At 66.4% G+C, this 16,383-nt stretch carries 14 protein-coding genes; 8 read left to right on the forward strand and 6 right to left on the reverse strand.

The annotated features are described in order from the left end of the window. The first annotated feature begins 83 nt into the window (after nucleotides 1-83). The 6 genes from G7078_RS02590 (at nucleotide 84) to G7078_RS02615 (ending at nucleotide 6,093) form a co-directional block, all read left to right on the forward strand. Nucleotides 84-647 (forward strand): hypothetical protein, encoded by a 564-nt coding sequence (locus G7078_RS02590; protein WP_166092692.1) that lies wholly within the window; start codon nucleotides 84-86, stop codon nucleotides 645-647. 28 nt (nucleotides 648-675) lie between these two features. Beyond that, on the forward strand, nucleotides 676-939 hold the full coding sequence (locus tag G7078_RS02595; protein WP_206367466.1) for a DUF2171 domain-containing protein: 264 nt from the start codon (nucleotides 676-678) through the stop codon (nucleotides 937-939). A 68-nt stretch (nucleotides 940-1,007) separates the two neighbouring features. Next, nucleotides 1,008-2,519, forward strand: coding sequence for a peptide MFS transporter (locus G7078_RS02600; protein ID WP_166092694.1), 1,512 nt, complete (start codon nucleotides 1,008-1,010; stop codon nucleotides 2,517-2,519). Further along, nucleotides 2,516-3,346: a DUF1206 domain-containing protein gene (locus G7078_RS02605; protein WP_166092696.1), complete on the forward strand. Its 831-nt coding sequence runs from the start codon at nucleotides 2,516-2,518 to the stop codon at nucleotides 3,344-3,346. Before G7078_RS02600 ends, G7078_RS02605 begins: the two co-directional genes overlap by 4 nt. Before the next feature lie 51 nt (nucleotides 3,347-3,397). Then, entirely contained in the window at nucleotides 3,398-4,642 is a 1,245-nt protein-coding gene (locus tag G7078_RS02610; protein WP_166092698.1) for a putative DNA modification/repair radical SAM protein, read from the forward strand. 2 nt (nucleotides 4,643-4,644) lie between these two features. Continuing rightward, nucleotides 4,645-6,093: a UdgX family uracil-DNA binding protein gene (locus G7078_RS02615; protein WP_246166438.1), complete on the forward strand. Its 1,449-nt coding sequence runs from the start codon at nucleotides 4,645-4,647 to the stop codon at nucleotides 6,091-6,093. Between the two features lie 6 nt (nucleotides 6,094-6,099). Here G7078_RS02615 and G7078_RS02620 read toward each other — a convergent pair whose 3' ends face one another. The 5 genes from G7078_RS02620 to G7078_RS02640 all read right to left on the reverse strand — a co-directional run bounded on the left by G7078_RS02620 (nucleotide 6,100) and on the right by G7078_RS02640 (nucleotide 13,662). Beyond that, nucleotides 6,100-8,184, reverse strand: a complete 2,085-nt coding sequence (locus tag G7078_RS02620) for a TonB-dependent receptor (RefSeq protein WP_166092700.1) — start codon at nucleotides 8,182-8,184, stop codon at nucleotides 6,100-6,102. Nucleotides 8,185-8,247: 63 nt separating this feature from the next. Then, entirely contained in the window at nucleotides 8,248-11,646 is a 3,399-nt protein-coding gene (gene smc, locus G7078_RS02625) for a chromosome segregation protein SMC (protein WP_166092702.1), read from the reverse strand. 23 nt (nucleotides 11,647-11,669) lie between these two features. After that, nucleotides 11,670-12,356 (reverse strand): thioredoxin domain-containing protein, encoded by a 687-nt coding sequence (locus G7078_RS02630; protein WP_166092705.1) that lies wholly within the window; start codon nucleotides 12,354-12,356, stop codon nucleotides 11,670-11,672. Continuing rightward, complete coding sequence (locus G7078_RS02635) at nucleotides 12,353-13,105, reverse strand: thioredoxin domain-containing protein (RefSeq protein WP_166092707.1); 753 nt, start codon at nucleotides 13,103-13,105, stop codon at nucleotides 12,353-12,355. Before G7078_RS02635 ends, G7078_RS02630 begins: the two co-directional genes overlap by 4 nt. Continuing rightward, a complete protein-coding gene (locus G7078_RS02640; protein ID WP_206367467.1) occupies nucleotides 13,102-13,662 on the reverse strand; it encodes a DUF721 domain-containing protein in 561 nt (186 codons plus the stop codon). The genes G7078_RS02635 and G7078_RS02640 overlap by 4 nt, the downstream gene beginning before the upstream one ends. 27 nt (nucleotides 13,663-13,689) lie before the next feature. Between G7078_RS02640 and G7078_RS02645 the strand changes: the two genes are divergently transcribed. Beyond that, nucleotides 13,690-14,691 (forward strand): A/G-specific adenine glycosylase, encoded by a 1,002-nt coding sequence (locus tag G7078_RS02645; protein ID WP_166092711.1) that lies wholly within the window; start codon nucleotides 13,690-13,692, stop codon nucleotides 14,689-14,691. A gap of 67 nt (nucleotides 14,692-14,758) precedes the next feature. Next, complete coding sequence (locus G7078_RS02650) at nucleotides 14,759-15,457, forward strand: c-type cytochrome (RefSeq protein ID WP_166092713.1); 699 nt, start codon at nucleotides 14,759-14,761, stop codon at nucleotides 15,455-15,457. A gap of 18 nt (nucleotides 15,458-15,475) precedes the next feature. Here the strand turns inward: G7078_RS02650 and G7078_RS02655 are convergent, their stop codons facing one another. Next, on the reverse strand, nucleotides 15,476-16,372 hold the full coding sequence (locus G7078_RS02655; protein ID WP_166092715.1) for an LOG family protein: 897 nt from the start codon (nucleotides 16,370-16,372) through the stop codon (nucleotides 15,476-15,478). Nucleotides 16,373-16,383: the final 11 nt, after the last annotated feature.

The raw sequence follows: 16,383 nt of genomic DNA on the forward strand, positions 1-16,383 counted from the left end.
GATTGCCTTGCGTCACGGTTCCGCAGCCCCGGTGAACGCATTGGGGTGAGGCGCGTTACATGGCCGAGCGGAGGAAATCGGCGGTGAGAAAACGGGTCCTGATCAGCGCTGCAGCAATGCTGCCCTTGGCTGCCTGCGGCGGCACCGACCCCGCGCAGACCAACGCCGCAACGCCGCCGGCCCAGCAGCCTGCCGAACGAGCGCCCCTGAGCCCGCCCACGCCGGGGACAGCGGGCGGATTGCCAATCCAGCCCGGTTCGCCCGTGGCCGAGCCGAACGGCCCGATCGACCCGAAGAGCGCGGAGGCCGCCGGGCAGGTGGTGCAGCTTTACGCGGCGCTGGTGGAAGCGAAGAAATTCGACGAGGCGGCCAGGCTCCGCCCGGGCAACACCGGGGCAAGCCTTAAACAGGATTATGCCGGCTATTCGGAAGTGCACATGCAAATCGGCGCGCCGTCCGAACCGGAAGGCGCCGCCGGATCGGCCTACGTCACGGTTCCGGTCGTCGTTTACGGCAGGCAGCTCGACGGCAAGCAGTTCAGCAATCCGGGCACAGTGACCTTGCGCCGGATCAATGACGTTCCCGGTTCGACCGAGGAGCAGCGGCGCTGGCACATCGAAACCATCGTCCTCAAACCGACCCAGTAAGCGTTACCCCGACCAGAAGGAGAATATCATGAGCATAGAGAACGTCCGCGAGCACATGCAGGTGATCGATGCCGAGGGCACGCCGCTGGGCAAGGTCGACAAGGTCGAAGGCGACCGCATCAAGCTGACCCGCGACAGCTCCAGCGTCGGCGGCGGTGAGCATGACGGCCATCACCATTTCGTGCCGGCCGGGCTTATCGCCGATGTCGAGGGCGACACGGTCCGCTTGTCGGCCCGGATCGATGCGATCGAGGCGAACTTCATCAGCGAAGAAGACGGCTCCGCCGCTTGAGTTGACGCCGGACAGGCGGCGTTCCAAACCGGCCGCATCGATTTAGCAGCCGGGATGGAACGCCGTTCATGACTACCGCTGAAGCAACGCCGGATTTCGAAGTCGGCGACCGCAACGACCGCGCGTTCATCGGCCACCCCAAGGGGCTCGGCTATCTCTCCTTTGTCGAGGGATGCGAGCGCTTTTCCTATTATTCCATGCAGACGCTGCTGGTGCTCTACATGGTCAAATACCTGCTCACGCCGGAGCGGATGGCCGGCGTGGTGGGGCTCGATTGGCTGCGTTCATGGCACTACACCGGGCTTGAAGGGCAGCAGCTCTCGTCCGCAATCTACGGCGACTATAGCTCGCTCGTTTACCTGACCCCGATCCTGGGCGGAGTCATTGCCGACCGTTTCGCCGGACGCCGCGCGGCGTTGCTCGCGGGCGGCCTCGTCATGTCGCTCGGCCATTTCCTGATGGCGATCGAAGGTGCGTTCGTTTTCGCCTTGTTGGCGCTGATCGTCGGCGTCGGACTGTTCAAGGGCAACATAGCCAGCCAGGTCGGAGCGCTTTACAAAGACAATGATCTGCGCCGCGCGATGGCGTTCCAGATCTTCTACATCGCCATCAACGTCAGCGTGATCGTCGGCCCGCTCATCAGCGGTACACTGGGCGAAAAGGTAGGCTGGCACTACGGCTTCGGCTGCGCCGGCATTGTCATGGTTCTCGGCGTCTTGCTGTTCCTGGCCGGAAGGCCGCACCTTCCGGAAGACGACGCAGGCCGGGAGATGAACTCGACGCGGACGCTGGGCGCGATCGCGCTTGGCACAATCTTGTCATTGCTGGTGATCGGCATTGTCTTTGCGCTTGGCATTACCATCACCGTCTTGGCGCTGATCCCCCTCTACTTCTTCCTGACTTACCGGCTGCAACGCGCTGACAAGGCGAGGGTGCTTGGACTGTGCCTGCTGATCCCGGCGCTCGCCATCTCGCTGCTGACGAACCAGGAAATCTTCAACGCTTACCTGGTTTGGGCCGACGAGCATTTCCAGCTGACCTTTGCCGGCAACACGCTCCCGACCAGCTGGATGATCACGCTCGACGCGACGCTAAGCTTCGCCATGCTGGTCGCCGTTGCGGCATTCTACAAATGGTACGGGACGCGCCGGAATGAGCCCGACGAGCTCAACAAGATGATCATCGGCAGCTTCTTCACCATCGCGGGTGGCCTTTGCCTGTACCTTGCGGCGCTGACCCAGGGCAGTGGCAAGATCGGCCTGTTCTGGCCGTTCATGTTCCACCTGCTGAACAGCATCGGCTTCGCGCACATCCTGCCGGTCAGCCTTGCGCTCTTCTCCAAGATCGCGCCGCGGCAGATCAACGCGACGGTCATCGGGCTTTACTATCTGGCCTTCTTCGCCGCGAACAAGATCGTGGGCGAGGTCGGCAAGCTTTACTCGACCATGGACACGCCGACGTTCTGGCTCCTGCACGTCGGCAGCGCGGTCGTCGGGCTCGTCGCCTTCATCGTCTTCAAGCTGGCGATCGGCAAGCGGATGGACAGCACCGTCGAGGACCAAGCAGCGGCGCTTTCGTGAGCCCGGATGCGCCGATCGAGCGGGCGAAGGAGCTCGCTCGGGAAAGCAATTTCCTGAGCTTGTGCCGAATCGGCTTCCTGGGCCGCGGCGTGCTCTACATCCTGATCGCTTTCCTCGCGCTGCGGACTGGGCGGACCGAGGACCTGACGGGCGCACTCACCTATCTCAACGAAGGCGTCGGGCGCGTTCTGCTGATCGTCATCGCCGCGGGGCTTAGCGCTTACGGCTTGTGGCGGCTGGCCGACGCGGCGTTCGGGATCGAACATCCGGGCGGCGATGCGAAAGCCATGCGCAAGCGCGCGGCGGCCGGCGGGATCGGGCTCATTTACCTGTATCTCGCCTACAAGGCGGCGCGCATCCTGCTGGCCGGCGAGGCGGGCGAAATGAGCGCCGCGGAGCAGGCGGATACGGTGCTCGACCTGCCCGGGGGCGCACTGGTGCTGGGGTTGGCCGCGCTGGGGCTCGCGGCGGGCGGGCTCAACCAGATTCGCAAGGCATGGATATGCACGTTCCTGCGCAATCTCGACCATCGCGGACGCGCGCCATTCGTGCTGTGGCTGGGCCGCATCGGCTACACCGCGCGCGGGGTAATTTTCCTGACCATCGCCTATTTGATCGGTCACGCCGCCCTAGACGGGGAGACCGACGAGGTCGGCGGCATGGAGGAGGCGCTCGACTTCTTCTCCGGCCCGGTCCTTTACGCTGTGGCGCTCGGCCTGCTGCTATTCGGCGTTTTCAGCCTGATCGAGGCCGTCTTCCGCCAGATGCACGAGCCGCCATCCGCCGACGCCATCAAGCGCGACGTACAGGCCAAAGTAGGTAGCTGAAAACACGTCCTTTTGCTGGACTCCGCAAAGCGGAGAACATATCTAGAACATGTGGCCCAGCTCGACCTCCAGGCAAAGCTCGCGATCCTTGCCGACGCGGCGAAATACGATGCCTCCTGCGCCTCGTCGGGAACGTCCAAGCGCGACAGCCGGGGCGGAAAAGGCGTCGGTTCGACCGAGGGCATGGGCATCTGCCACGCCTACGCCCCGGACGGCCGTTGCATTTCGCTGCTGAAGATATTGCTGACCAACAGCTGCATTTTCGACTGCCATTATTGCATCAACCGCAAGAGCTCGAACGTGCGGCGGGCGCGGTTCACGGCCGAGGAAGTCGTCCGGCTGACGCTCGCTTTCTATAAGCGCAATTACATCGAAGGCCTGTTCCTCTCGTCGGGCATCATCCGCTCGTCCAACTATACGATGGAACAGATCGTGGAGGTGGCCCGGTCGCTGCGGGAAGACCACGACTTTCGCGGCTACATCCACCTCAAGACCATTCCCGACGCCGATCCGGAATTGGTGCGCCTGGCGGGCGTCCATGCCGACCGGGTTTCGATCAACGTCGAATTGCCGACCGACGCCGGGTTGAAGCGACTGGCGCCGGAGAAAGACGGCGGCCGGATCGAAGGCGCAATGGCCGACGTGAAGGCGTCGATCGTCGAGACGAAGGACGCGCGGAAGCGATTCAAGTCGGCACCCAGGTTCGCACCGGCAGGGCAATCGACGCAGATGATCGTCGGCGCCGACGCGGCCAACGACTGCGATATCGTGGCGCGGTCATCTACCCTTTACGACCGGTTCAAACTTCGCCGGGTCTATTACTCGGCCTTCTCCCCCATCCCGGACGCAAGCGCGGTGCTGCCGCTGCAACGGCCGCCATTGATGCGCGAGCACCGGCTTTATCAGTCCGACTGGCTGATGCGTTTCTACGGCTTCAAGCCGAAGGAAGTGATGGCCGCGGCCGGGGCGGATGGAATGCTTCCGCTCGACATCGATCCGAAGCTCGCCTGGGCGCTCAAGTTTCGGGAAAGTTTTCCCGTCGACGTCAACCGCGCTCCGCGGGACATGTTGCTGCGCGTGCCCGGGCTTGGGACCAAGGCGATCGACCGGATCCTGGCGTCGCGCCGAGTCCGTAGCCTACGCCTTGAAGACGTCGCGCGGCTGACGGTGTCGGTCGCCAAGGTTCGTCCGTTCATCGTCACCATCGACTGGCGGCCGACCTTGCTGACCGACCGCGCCGACCTGCGCGCGCTGATCGCGCCGAAGCGGCAGCAGCTCGAGCTATTCGCCGCCTGACCATGGCGATGACCGACGTTCGCCGGGTGACGCTGACGGCGCCGGACGATTTCGAAGGCTGGCGCGATTCGGCGCGCGACCTGGCCGAAGCTGGTGTGCCGCCCGACGCAGTCGTCTGGCAGGTTGAAGGCAAGGAAGCCGACTTGTTCGGAAGCGACGCGCCGGCCCTTACTGCACCGAGCTTCGCCGTGCCCCGCTCATTCGTTTCGCTTGCCAGGGACGCGATTTGCCATTCGGACCCTGAACGGTTCGCGTTGCTTTATGCCTTGCTGTGGGAATTGCGCGGCAATCGGGCGGCCGTTTCCAATTCCGCCGACCCGCTGGTGCGCCGTATCGAACTGCTCGCCAAGGAAGTCCGCCGCGACCTTCACAAGATGCATGCGTTCGTGCGCTTCCGTGAGCTGGACGAGCCGGGCGGCGACACACGGTTCGTCGCTTTCTTCGAACCCGACCATCACATCGTCCGCCGCGGTGCTCGCTTCTTCGTCAACCGTTTCGCCAACATGCGCTGGTCGATCCTGACGCCGGAACTGTCCGTGCATTGGGACGGCGACGTGCTGACCGAAGGGCCGGGGGCGACGCGCGCCGAGGCGCCCGCCGGCGATCCGCTGGAAGCCATGTGGGGCACCTATTACGCATCGATCTTCAACCCCGCGCGGCTGAAGGTGGGCGCGATGCTGAAGGAAATGCCCAAGAAATATTGGCGCAACATGCCGGAAACGTCGCTCGTTCAACCGCTGATCGCAGGCGCGCGTGCACGGGAGCTGGAGATGATCGACCGATCGGCGGCGAAGCTAGGGTTCGATAATGCGCTGCAAGCGGAGCGCGGGATCGAGCGCGGCAGCAACATTCGTGCCGCCTGGGAAGCCCTGTTCAAGGAAGCGTGGGGCTGCACCCGATGCGAACTTTTCAAATGCGGGACGCAGACCGTGTTCGGCGAAGGGCCGCTTGACCCCAAATTGATGTTCGTCGGCGAGCAACCGGGGGACCAGGAGGACCTTGCCGGGCGGCCGTTCGTCGGCCCCGCCGGGCAATTGCTGGACCAGATGCTGGAGGAAGCGGGCGTCGACCGCGCCCAGACCTACGTCACCAACGCGGTCAAGCATTTCAAGTTCGAACGGCGCGGCAAGCGGCGCATCCACAGCAAACCGGACAGTGGCGAAATCGAAGCCTGCCGGTGGTGGATCGACCAGGAGCGCACGCTGATCCGACCGCCGATTACCGTCGCGCTCGGCGCCACGGCCGCGCGTTCGCTGTTTGGCAAGGCGGTGACGATCGGCAAGGTGCGCGGCAGCCCGATGGCGCTCCCCGACGGTTCGGAATGCTGGGTGACGATGCACCCCAGCGCGCTGTTGCGGATGCCGGAGCCCGAGCGCCGCGAGGAGGAGCGCGCCCGCTTCGTCACGGAGATGCGCGAGATCTGGAAGCGGGCCGAGACACTCGCCGTCTGACCCGCCTCAGAAGCCGTAGCGAAGCGTCGCCTTCAGCGAGCGCGGCGCGCCGGGCGCGATATTGTTGTCGTTGTGCGCGGTCGGGAAGTAATCGGCGTTGAAGGCGTTCTCGAGGTTGAGCTGCGCTTCGATGCCGCGCGCAACCTTGTAGAACAGCGCGGCATCGACACGCGCATAACCGGGCAGGGTGACGTCGTTGCTGATCGACGCATAGGACTTCGACCGGGCGACGAGGCCTAGGCCGAAGCCAAGCTGCTTATTGGCGTCGTAGCGGCTCCACAGCGAAAAGGTGTGGCGGGGGACCAGCGGGACTTCGCGCCCCTCCGGCGCCGACGCCGTCGTCCTGGTGATCTCCGCTTTCTGCAGCGCATAGCCGGCCGAGATTTGCCAGCGGTTGCTGATGCTCCGCTCCAACCCCAGTTCGATCCCGCGCGTGCGCTGCGCGCCGGTAAGCACCGTCAACTGGGTCAGCGGGTCGGTGGCGCGGGTGTTGGTGCGGTCAAGCTGGTAGACGGCGGCGGTCGCCAGCAGGCCTTCGACCGGCTCCCACTTGGCGCCAGCTTCGACGTTGTCGAACTTCTCCGGCTTGAGCGAGTCGGTGACCGGGCTCAGGCCGCTGAACTGGTCGCCCGATTGCGGCAGGAAGGAGCGGCTGTAACTGCCGTAGAGCGAAAGGCGCTGCGACGGCTTGAGCACGACGCCAAGGCGCGGCGACCATAGGGTATCGCGGCGGTCGAACTCGGCGCCGCCGTCGCGAAGGTCGTCGACGTGAAGCTTGAAGCTGTCGAAGCGAAGGCCGGCGACGATTTCCAGCCAGTCGGCCGGTCGGATCTGGTCCTGGACGTAAAGCGCGCCGACCGTCGCCCGGGTGCGGTTGTCGGCGTCGCTGGCGGTCGAGGCGAAGAGGACATCCCGGTCGACCGTGGCGGCCGCGAGGTCGGTCGTGTTGCCACCCGTTATGGTGCCGCTCATCCGGTGATTGCGCGACGTCTGCTTGCCGACCTCAAACCCGAACAGCAGCGTCTGGTCGACGCCGCCCACCCGGCCGGTCCAGACAAGGTCGGTCTGGTTGAACAGGTTCCGGCGACTGTTCTCGCTATTGTACGCGCCCAGGGTGACGGTCGAGCCTTCCAGCTTCGACGGGTAAATGTTCTGGTAGAACTTGTCGTAGTCGCCGAACCGGGCCCGGCTGCGCAGCGTCAGTTCGGGCATGAACTGATGCTCCAGCGTCGCTGTCGCCAGGCTGACGTCGGCCTTTGAGAAACTCTTGTCGGGGTCGCCGAAGAAAGTGCGGTCGAAGCCGCGCAGCGGTTCGCCATCGCGCGCCGGGACGCCGCGGTCGGCGGTGCGCCGGTCGTGCAGATATTCGAATCCGACATCGATCCGGATGCTGGAGCCCGGCACATAGGCAAGCGTCGGATTGATGCCGTAGCGCTGCAGGTCGACGTGGCGGCGGAAGCTGTTGCCGTCCTCGTACAAGCCGTTGACCCGCAGACCCAGGCCTGCGCCCAGCGGCTGGTCGACGTCGCCGGTGAAACGAGCGCCCCCGTCGCTTCCGGTCGATCCGATGAACTGCCGATAGGGGTTGAGGCTGGAGCGCTTGGTCACGCGATTGACGACTCCGCCGCCGCCGCCGCGGCCGAAAATCATCGCGTTCGATCCGCGCAGGACCTCGACCCGGCCGACGTTATAGAAGTCGCGGAAATATTGGACGTCGTCGCGCACGCCGTCGACGAAGAAATCGGCGGTGCTGTTGTTGCCGCGCAGGGTCATCTGGTCGCGGTTGCCCTCGCCCGTCCCTGGTGTCGCGCCGGGGACGAAATAAAGCAGGTCGGCGACCGAGCGCAGCTGCTGGTCCTCGATTTGCGCCTCGGTAATCGTGGTCAGCGCCTGCGGGATGTTGCGGACCTCGGTAACCGTCTTGGTCGCGGTGGAGGTCGAGCGCGCCCCATATTCGGAACGCTGGCCGGTAACGACGATCTCCGGCTGGTCGACCGCGTCCGCGCTCGCGTCAGCCGTTTCCGCCGCCGCCCAAACCGGCGAGGCGCTGGCGAGCAGGATCGCCGCGAACGAGCAGCCACGAAGAATCATTGATGGTCCCCTTCAAGTCGGGGACAGCACTATCGCTATTGATATCTATTCGCAATAGCGAGCTTACTCTGCTGCGAGCAAGGTCTCCGCTCCGCCAAGGTCGACCGACACCAGGCGACTGATGCCTTTCTCGATCATCGTCACCCCGTAGAGGCGGTGCATCCTGCTCATCGTCACTGCATTGTGCGTGACGATCAGATAGCGGGTGTCGGTTTCGCGGGTCATCCGTTCCAGCAGGTCGCAAAAGCGCTCGACGTTGGCATCGTCGAGCGGCGCATCGACTTCGTCGAGCACGCAGATCGGCGCCGGGTTGGTCAGGAACAGGCCGAAGATCAGCGCCACTGCGGTCAAAGCCTGCTCGCCGCCCGACAGCAGGGTCAGGGTCGACAGGCGCTTGCCGGGCGGTTGCGCCATGATCTCCAGCCCGGCTTCCAGCGGATCGTCGCTCTCGACCAGCTCAAGGTGGGCCTGCCCGCCTTCGAACAAGGTGGTGAACAGGCTTTGGAAATGCGTGTTCACTTTCTCGAATGCGTCGAGGAGCCGCACGCGCCCCTCGCGGTTGAGGCTGCCGATCGACCCGCGCAAGCGATGGATCGCCTGCGTCAGTTCCTCGGCCTCCTCGGCGCCCTTGGTGCGGTCGGCCTCGATTTCCGCCAGTTCCTGCTCGGCCACCAGGTTGACCGGGCCGATCCGCTCGCGATCGGCGGTCAGCCGCTCCAGAGTCGTTGACTGGACGTCGGGGTCGGCGACCTCGTCGGCGTCGAAGCCCAGCTTTTCCGGAAGCCGCTGCGGGACGCATTCGAAGCGCTCCAGGGCAATCCGCGCATATTCGGTACGGCGGGCGTTCTGCGCTTCGGCCCGCGCTTCGGCCCCGGCTCGCTGCTCCCGCGCCGACGCCGAGGCTTCGGTCCCGCTGGCGACCGCGCTCGCCTTTTCGCTCACCAGCCGCTCGGCCTCGCGTTCGGCACTGAGCGCCGCCGACAGCGCCGCCTCGCTGCCGGAGGCTTCATGCTCCAGCTCGGCGATCCGGCTTTCCAGCACCGCCGGTTCGGCTTCCAGCTCGACGCGTTCCAGGCGATAGCGCTCCAGCCGTTCGGCGCTTTCCGCGACCCTCTTCTCCGCATCCTTCTGTCGCCGGCGCCATTCGGCGTCTTCGCGTCCCGCCGCTGAATGCCGTTCCCGCGCCGCCGCGGTTTCGCGCGCGCGCGTGGCGGCTTCGGCCCGCTTGTCGGCCACCGCGGCTCCAGCCTCCGCCGCAAGCGCGCGCAAATTGCCCACCGTGGCTTCCAGCTCGTCCGGATCCGGCAGCGCGACCAAATTCCCTTCCGCACCGGCAACCGCGTCGGCGGCGGCCTTCGCGACCGGCGCCAGTTCCTCGATCCTTTGTTCGATCGCGCTTTGCTGGGCGGCAATCCGCTCGATTGCCGCATCTGCTGCGTCGGCCGCGCGCTGCGCGTCGCGGAGTTCCCGTTCGGCGGTGGCCGCCGCGGCGCGCGCGCTGTCGCCCTCGGCCCGGATCCGAGCAATCTCCGCCCCGGCGGCGTTACGCGCCGCTTCCGCCGCGCCGACCGCTGCTTCCAGCGCCGGCAACTGCCGCGAGATTTCGGCCAGGCGGTTGACCCGGACCAACCGCTCGGCGTTCGCCGCGCCGCTACTGGCCGAAACGAATCCGTCCCAGCGCCGCATCATTCCGTCGCGAGTGACCAGCCTTTGCCCGACCGCCAACCGCTGGCCGGTATCGGCATCCGCGATCCCGACCTGGCGTAACCGGCGGATCAGCTGCGCCGGGGCGCGAACGTGGTCGACCAGCCGCTCAAGCCCGTCAGCGAGCGGCGGGTCATCCGCCTGCGGCTCGCTCCCCGCCCATCGGCGCGAACCTTCATTGCCCAGCGCGGCATCGGCGTCGTCGCCGAGCGCTGCTGCAAGCGCCTGCTCGAAACCGGGATCGACCGACAGGGCTGAGAGCAGCGAATTGCCGCTTCCCTGGACTGCGCTGCTCAGAGCCTTGTGCTCGGCGCTGGCCGCGGATTGCGCCGCGCGGGCCGAGGCCAATGCGCTCTCCGCCACATCGCGCGCTTCCACCGCCGCGGTGCGACCTTCCTCCGCGGCAGCCACCCGAGCTTCGGCATCCGCTCGTGCGCTTTCCGCCGCGCTTGCCCGTTCGCGGCCTTCTTCGCGGGCGGCTTCATGCTGCCCGCGCAAGTCGCCGGCGCGACGCTGGTCGGTCAGCTTCGCACGCTCCGCCTCGATCCGGCCGAGCTGGGCGCGCGCTGCTTCCAGCGCAGCCTCCGCAACCCGCCGCTCGGCGCGCATCGCCGCCTGGCGAGCCATCATGTCGGCGAGCGCCACCTCCGCTTCGCGCGACTTGGCCTCAAGCGCTGAAAGGTCCGTCGCCAGGCGAGCCGAATTCGCCTCGCTGTCGGCCAGGCGAGCCTCGATCGCCGACCTCTCGGCTTCCAGTTGCCCGATTGCCTTGGCGGCATCGGCCTGCAGCGCTTGCTCGCGTTCGATCTCGGCCTGGGTCGTGCCGTGCAGGCGCTCCAGCTCGGCCAGGCGGCGAGTAACGGTATCGCGCCGCGCCCGCGCCGTCGCCAGCTGGTGGGCGATCTCGCTGCCGCGCGACCGCGCTTCGGCGGTCGCCTCGCGCAACTTGGCAAGCGCCGCCTCGGCTTCGCGCTGCTCGCCGCGCGCGCGCTCGACATGCTGCAGAAGGCGGTCGACCTCGGCTTGGGCCGCCGCCGCTTCTTCGCGCGCCTTTCGTGCTTCCCGCTCGGCCTCGACCCAGCGGGCATGGATCAGGCGCGCCTCGACGGCCCGTATCTTCTCGGTCAGTTGGCGATACCGCTCTGCGGCGCGCGCCTGCCGCCGCAGGGTCGAGGCACGGTTTTCCTGGTCGCTGAGCAATTCGGCTAGCCGCGCCAGATTCGCTTCGGCCGCGCGCAATTTCTGCTCGGCGTCCTTGCGCCGCGCGTGAAGCCCCGAAATCCCCGCCGCTTCTTCCAGCATCAACCGGCGCTCGGTCGGCTTGGCCGCGATGACCGCGCCGATCCGCCCCTGGCTGACCAGCGCCGGCGAGTGCGCCCCGGTCGCCGCGTCGGCGAACAAAAGCGCCACGTCCTTGGCGCGGACATCCTTGCCATCGACGCGGTAAGCGGAACCCGCGCCGCGCTCGATCCGGCGGGTGACTTCGCTTTCGCCATCCTCCTGGTCGAGCAGGATCGAGACTTCGGCGAAGTCGCGCGGCGGCCGCTGGGCGGTGCCGGCGAAGATGACGTCTTCCATGCCGCCGCCGCGAAGCGACTTCGGGCTGCCTTCGCCCATCACCCAGCGGATGGCTTCCAACAGGTTGGACTTGCCGCACCCATTGGGTCCGACGACGCCGGTCAGGCCGGGTTCGATCCTGAGCTCGGACGGCTCGACGAAGCTTTTGAAGCCGCTGAGTTTCAGCCGCCGGATCTTCACCGCTGCCGACCCCGCGACACGCCCTAGCCCCGTTCGCCCATGGCCTGCCGGATCGCGGCATCGACATCGGGCCAGGCGTTCACCGGCAATTGCTGGCCGTTGAGGAAGAACGTCGGCGTGCCCTGGACCCCAGCGGCCGACCCCGCGTCGTGAAGAGCGGTCAGGCGAGCGCCGAGCTTCGGGTCGGACAGGCATTGCCTCGCCTTGACGGCCGTGACTCCGTGGGCGGCCGCCGCCTTCAGCAAATCGCCGGCCCGGGCGAGCGCAACCAGCCGACCGGTTTCGCTCAGCCCATTGATGCGCTGTTGCTCTGCGACCGGCAGGCCGACGATCTTGGCAACCCAGGTTGGCTGCGACTCGTACAGCTTTTCAACAAAGGGAAAGAAGGCCCTCGTCCCCGCACAATGCGCCAGCCGGGTCGCGGCTAGGTCGATATCGTTGAGCACGTAATTGCGAAACTCATAGGCGACCTTGCCCGACCGGACGTAAGTCATCAGCGGAGCCGAGGAGTCCTGGCTGAAGTGCGCGCAATGCGGACAGGTCAGCGACCCATATTCGACCAGCTTGACCGGCGCCGCCGGGTTGCCGACGACGAACCCGTCGTCCAGCGAAAGCGCGACGGTTTTGGTCCAGTCCTTCACCTGCGTGGCGGCCGGCGCTGGGGCGGCGATTACCGCGAGCGCCAGCGCCGAGGCGATGGCAAACCTCACTGCAGGGCCTTGTCGATGGCGGGCTTGAGCGTGTTCCAGGCGGCCGCGTCCGGGACCAGCTCGCCGTTGATGACGAAGGCGGGCGTGCCGGGCACATTATATTGCTGGGTCGCATCGCTGTTCATTTGGACCAGCTTGTTGATCGCATTCTGGTCGGCCAGGCACTGGCTGCTCTTGGCGCTCGGAACGCCGCGCATCGCCGCCCAGGCCGGGAAGCCCGCAGCATCGGCAATCGCCGCAAACTGCTTTTCAGGCGGCAGCGTCTGCAGCGCCTGCTGCTGGTCGGCCGGCATCTTCTGCAGCTTCATGAACCAATCTTCCTGGTCCTTGTAGAGGCCGCGCGTCAGCGGGAAGAAGCTCTTGGCGCCGTTGCAACGGGCAATGAGCGCGGCGGCGATGTCGTACGGATCGCGCACGTAATTGCGAAATTCGAAGCTGACCTGCCCGGTCTTCACATAAGTATCGATGAGCTTCGGTACGCCGTTTTCATCGAAGTCGCGGCAGTGCGGGCAGGTCATCGAGCCGAATTCGACCAGCTTCACCTTGGCATCCGGGTTGCCCATGACGAAGCCGCCTTCGTGCGTCGCGGCGACCGCCTGGCTCCAATCGCCGTCGGCCGGGCGCGCAACTTTCTCGACCGGGCCCGACTGGGCGCTGCCGGTGGCGGCATTGCCGCCGGCCTTGTCGTCGTTGCAGCCGGCCAGGCTTAGCGCCGCAGCGCCGATGAGAAGGATGGAAATGCGCTTCATTTCGCCTGAACTCCGCTGAATGGGATGGGATCGGGCTCGCTCGCCTCGATCTCGGGAGGGCCATTACTGGCAGCAATCCGGCCTGCAAGCGATTCCAGGCAGGCGCGAAGCTCCGAATCCGCGATTTCACGCAGGCCTTCGCCGATTTCCTTGGGCACCGGACGGAGCTGGGGGCGCGTCGGCCGGGCCGCCGCCGGAGCCGGCGATCCTTGCCGGAATGCGACCCGGCAAACGGCCGAATAGCCGAAGAAGCGATTGACCCGTTCGATGATCGTCGGTGCAAGATGCTGCATCAGCGGCGCATGGGCGCCCTGGACGAGCAGGGTGAGGACGCCGGCCGATTTCTTGCCGGCCGGGAAGCGGATCGATTCGGGCGAGGAGACCCTGGCGTAGCGTTCGCCGACGATCTCGCTCCAGCGGCTGACGATCGACGATTGCACGAAGCCGAAGCGCTTGAACGCGACCCCGCCGATCTCGCCGATCAGCTCCCCCGCGGAGCGCGCACGTCCGCCACGCGCACGTTCGGGAGTTCCAGCTTTTTGCGGGGCCTTCGCCATCGCGCCGGAGCATGCCATAGCCCAAACATGGCTGCCAATGCCGGACGACGGCTACTCCAACATTATGTGGATAACTTCAGGCATTTGCCCTGGCGTTCGCCGCCCGGCGAAGCGCCGCCCGATCCCTATCGCGTCTGGCTGAGCGAGGTCATGCTGCAGCAGACGACCGTCGCCGCGGTGGCGCCGCGGTTCGAACGGTTCGTCAGCCGCTGGCCGACGGTGGGCGCGCTCGCGCAAGCGCCGGAGGCGGAAGTGCTCGGCGAATGGGCGGGGCTGGGCTATTACGCCAGGGCCCGCAACCTCATCGCCTGCGCTCGCGAAGTGGCGACCCGCGGCCGGTTCCCGACCGACGAACCGGGCCTGCGGACGCTTCCCGGGATCGGCGAATATACCGCCGCCGCAATCGCCGCGATCGCGTTCGGGCGCGACACGTCGCCGGTCGATGCCAACGTCGAGCGAGTGATCGCCCGGGTGCACGGCCTGCCAACGACGGAACGCGCACCTATCCGCGCCCGCTTCGCTGAAATGGCGCCGCCCGGCCGCTGCGGCGATTTCGTGCAGGCGATGATGGACCTTGGCGCGACGATTTGCCGCCCGCGCGCGCCGCTTTGCGCGCAATGCCCGCTGAGCGAAGGTTGCGCGGCCTTCGCCAGCGGCTCGCCAGAGTCCTTCCCCCAGCGTAAGCCGAAGCAGCCGCGCCCGCTTCGGTTCGGGGTCGCTCACTGGATCGAGCGCGACGCCGCGGTGTGGCTGGTGCGGCGGCCGGCCAAGGGACTTCTCGGCGGGATGGCGGCGCTTCCTGGCGACGACTGGAGCGGTCCAGACGCGCCCGCCAATGCAATGACGCAGGTGACCCATGTCTTCACGCATTTCGAGCTTCGGTTGAGCGTCGTCGCGAAAGCCGAGCCCGAGGGCGAGGGCTGGTGGCATCCGATTGCCGACCTCGGCGGCGCCGGCCTGCCGACGCTTTACCGCAAGGCCGCGGGCGCGCTTATGGCGAAGCGCGCGTCGCTTGCCGCTGCCGCTTGAAGTAGGCCGGAGTCACCCGTAAAGGGTCGCCGACTTTCCACACTTGGCTCGAACGAGCAGGAACCTCATGGACGATCGCTTCAACACCATCGCTGGCTGGACCTTATTTGCCGGGATCGTCGCCTTGGGCGGGTCGATCGTCGCCGCCGAGCTCTTCCATTCGGAGCGGCCGGAAAACATGGGCTTTCCGATTGCGGGCGTAGTCGAGGACGGCGAAGACACCGAAGCCGAAAAGCCGATCGCTTTCTACCTCGCCAGCGCCGACGCTGCGAAGGGCGAGCAGGTGTTCAAGAAATGCACCGCTTGTCACAATGCCGACAAGGGCGGCGCCAACGCGCTCGGCCCGAACCTTTGGGGCGTGTTGGGTGAGCCGGTTGGCAAGGGCCACGGCTTCGCGTTCTCGGACGCGCTCGCAAGCAAGGGCGGCACTTGGGACTGGGACACGATGAGCGCGTGGCTCAAGAGCCCGAAGGCATTTGCGCCGGGCACCAAGATGACCTTCGCCGGGCTCAGCAACCCTGAAGACCGCGCGAACGTCATCGCTTTCCTCAATTCGCGCAGCGATTCGCCCAAGCCGCTGCCGGCGGCTCCGGCCGAAGCCGCGGCTCCCGATCCGGGCACCGCGCCGGGCGCGACAGATGCGCAGGCTAAGGCGGGCTCCGGCACCAACGACGGCGCCCAGAAGGCGGAAGCCGAGCCGGTGATCGACGCTGGCAAGAAAGACGTGAAGGGCGGCGGCGAAGCCGACCCGACCAAGAAGAACTAGGCCGCTAGCGGCTTTCGTTCACTCGGACGGCGCACCTTGCTGCCGCTCGGGGCAGGGGTCTTCTTCGTAATATTTCTGGACGAACGCCCAAGCTTCCTCGGCGCTCTCCGTCCAGTGCAGCAGGTCCAGGTCCTGGCGTGAAATCACGCCTTCGTCGGCAAGCGCCTCGAAATCCACCACCCGGTTCCAGAATTCACGCCCGAACAGCAGGATCGGCAACGGCCGAACCTTGCCGGTTTGGATCAGCGTCAGCAGCTCGAACATCTCGTCGAAGGTGCCGAACCCGCCCGGGAACACCGCCACCGCACGGGCGCGCAGCAGGAAGTGCATCTTGCGAAGCGCGAAATAGTGGAACTGGAAGCTCAGGTCCGGGGTGACGAAGGTGTTGGGCAATTGCTCGTGCGGAAGCACGATGTTGAGGCCGATGGTCTCCCTGCCTTCTTCGACCGCGCCGCGGTTCGCCGCCTCCATGATCGAGGGACCGCCGCCGGAGCAGACGACGAAGTGGCGCGAGCCGTCCTCATCGACCGCGCAGCGGCTGGCGAGACGCGCAAGCTCCCGCGCGACTTCGTAATAATGCGCCTTGGCCTTGAGCCGCTCGGCGACGCGTTTCTGGGTTTCGTCGGTCGCTGCTTCAATGAGCGCGTCCGCCGCCGCGGGCTCGGGAATGCGCGCCGAGCCGTAAAAGACGAACGTGGAGGCGATGTTCGCCTCGTTCAGCATCAGCTCCGGCTTCAGCAGCTCGAGCTGGAAGCGGACCGGCCGCAAATCCTCGCGCAGCAGGAAGTCGAGATCCTGGAAGGCGAGCTTGTAGGCCCGGCTTTCGGTCTGCGGGCTGGACGGGACATGGCTTGCCGCTTGCGCGTCAACGCGGGAAGTCGGGAAGATGCGTTTGGGGGGTACTGCGTCGGACATCGGGCGGCTCT

It is taken from the genome of Sphingomonas sinipercae, assembly GCF_011302055.1.
Taxonomy (GTDB): Bacteria; Pseudomonadota; Alphaproteobacteria; order Sphingomonadales; family Sphingomonadaceae; genus Sphingomicrobium; species Sphingomicrobium sinipercae.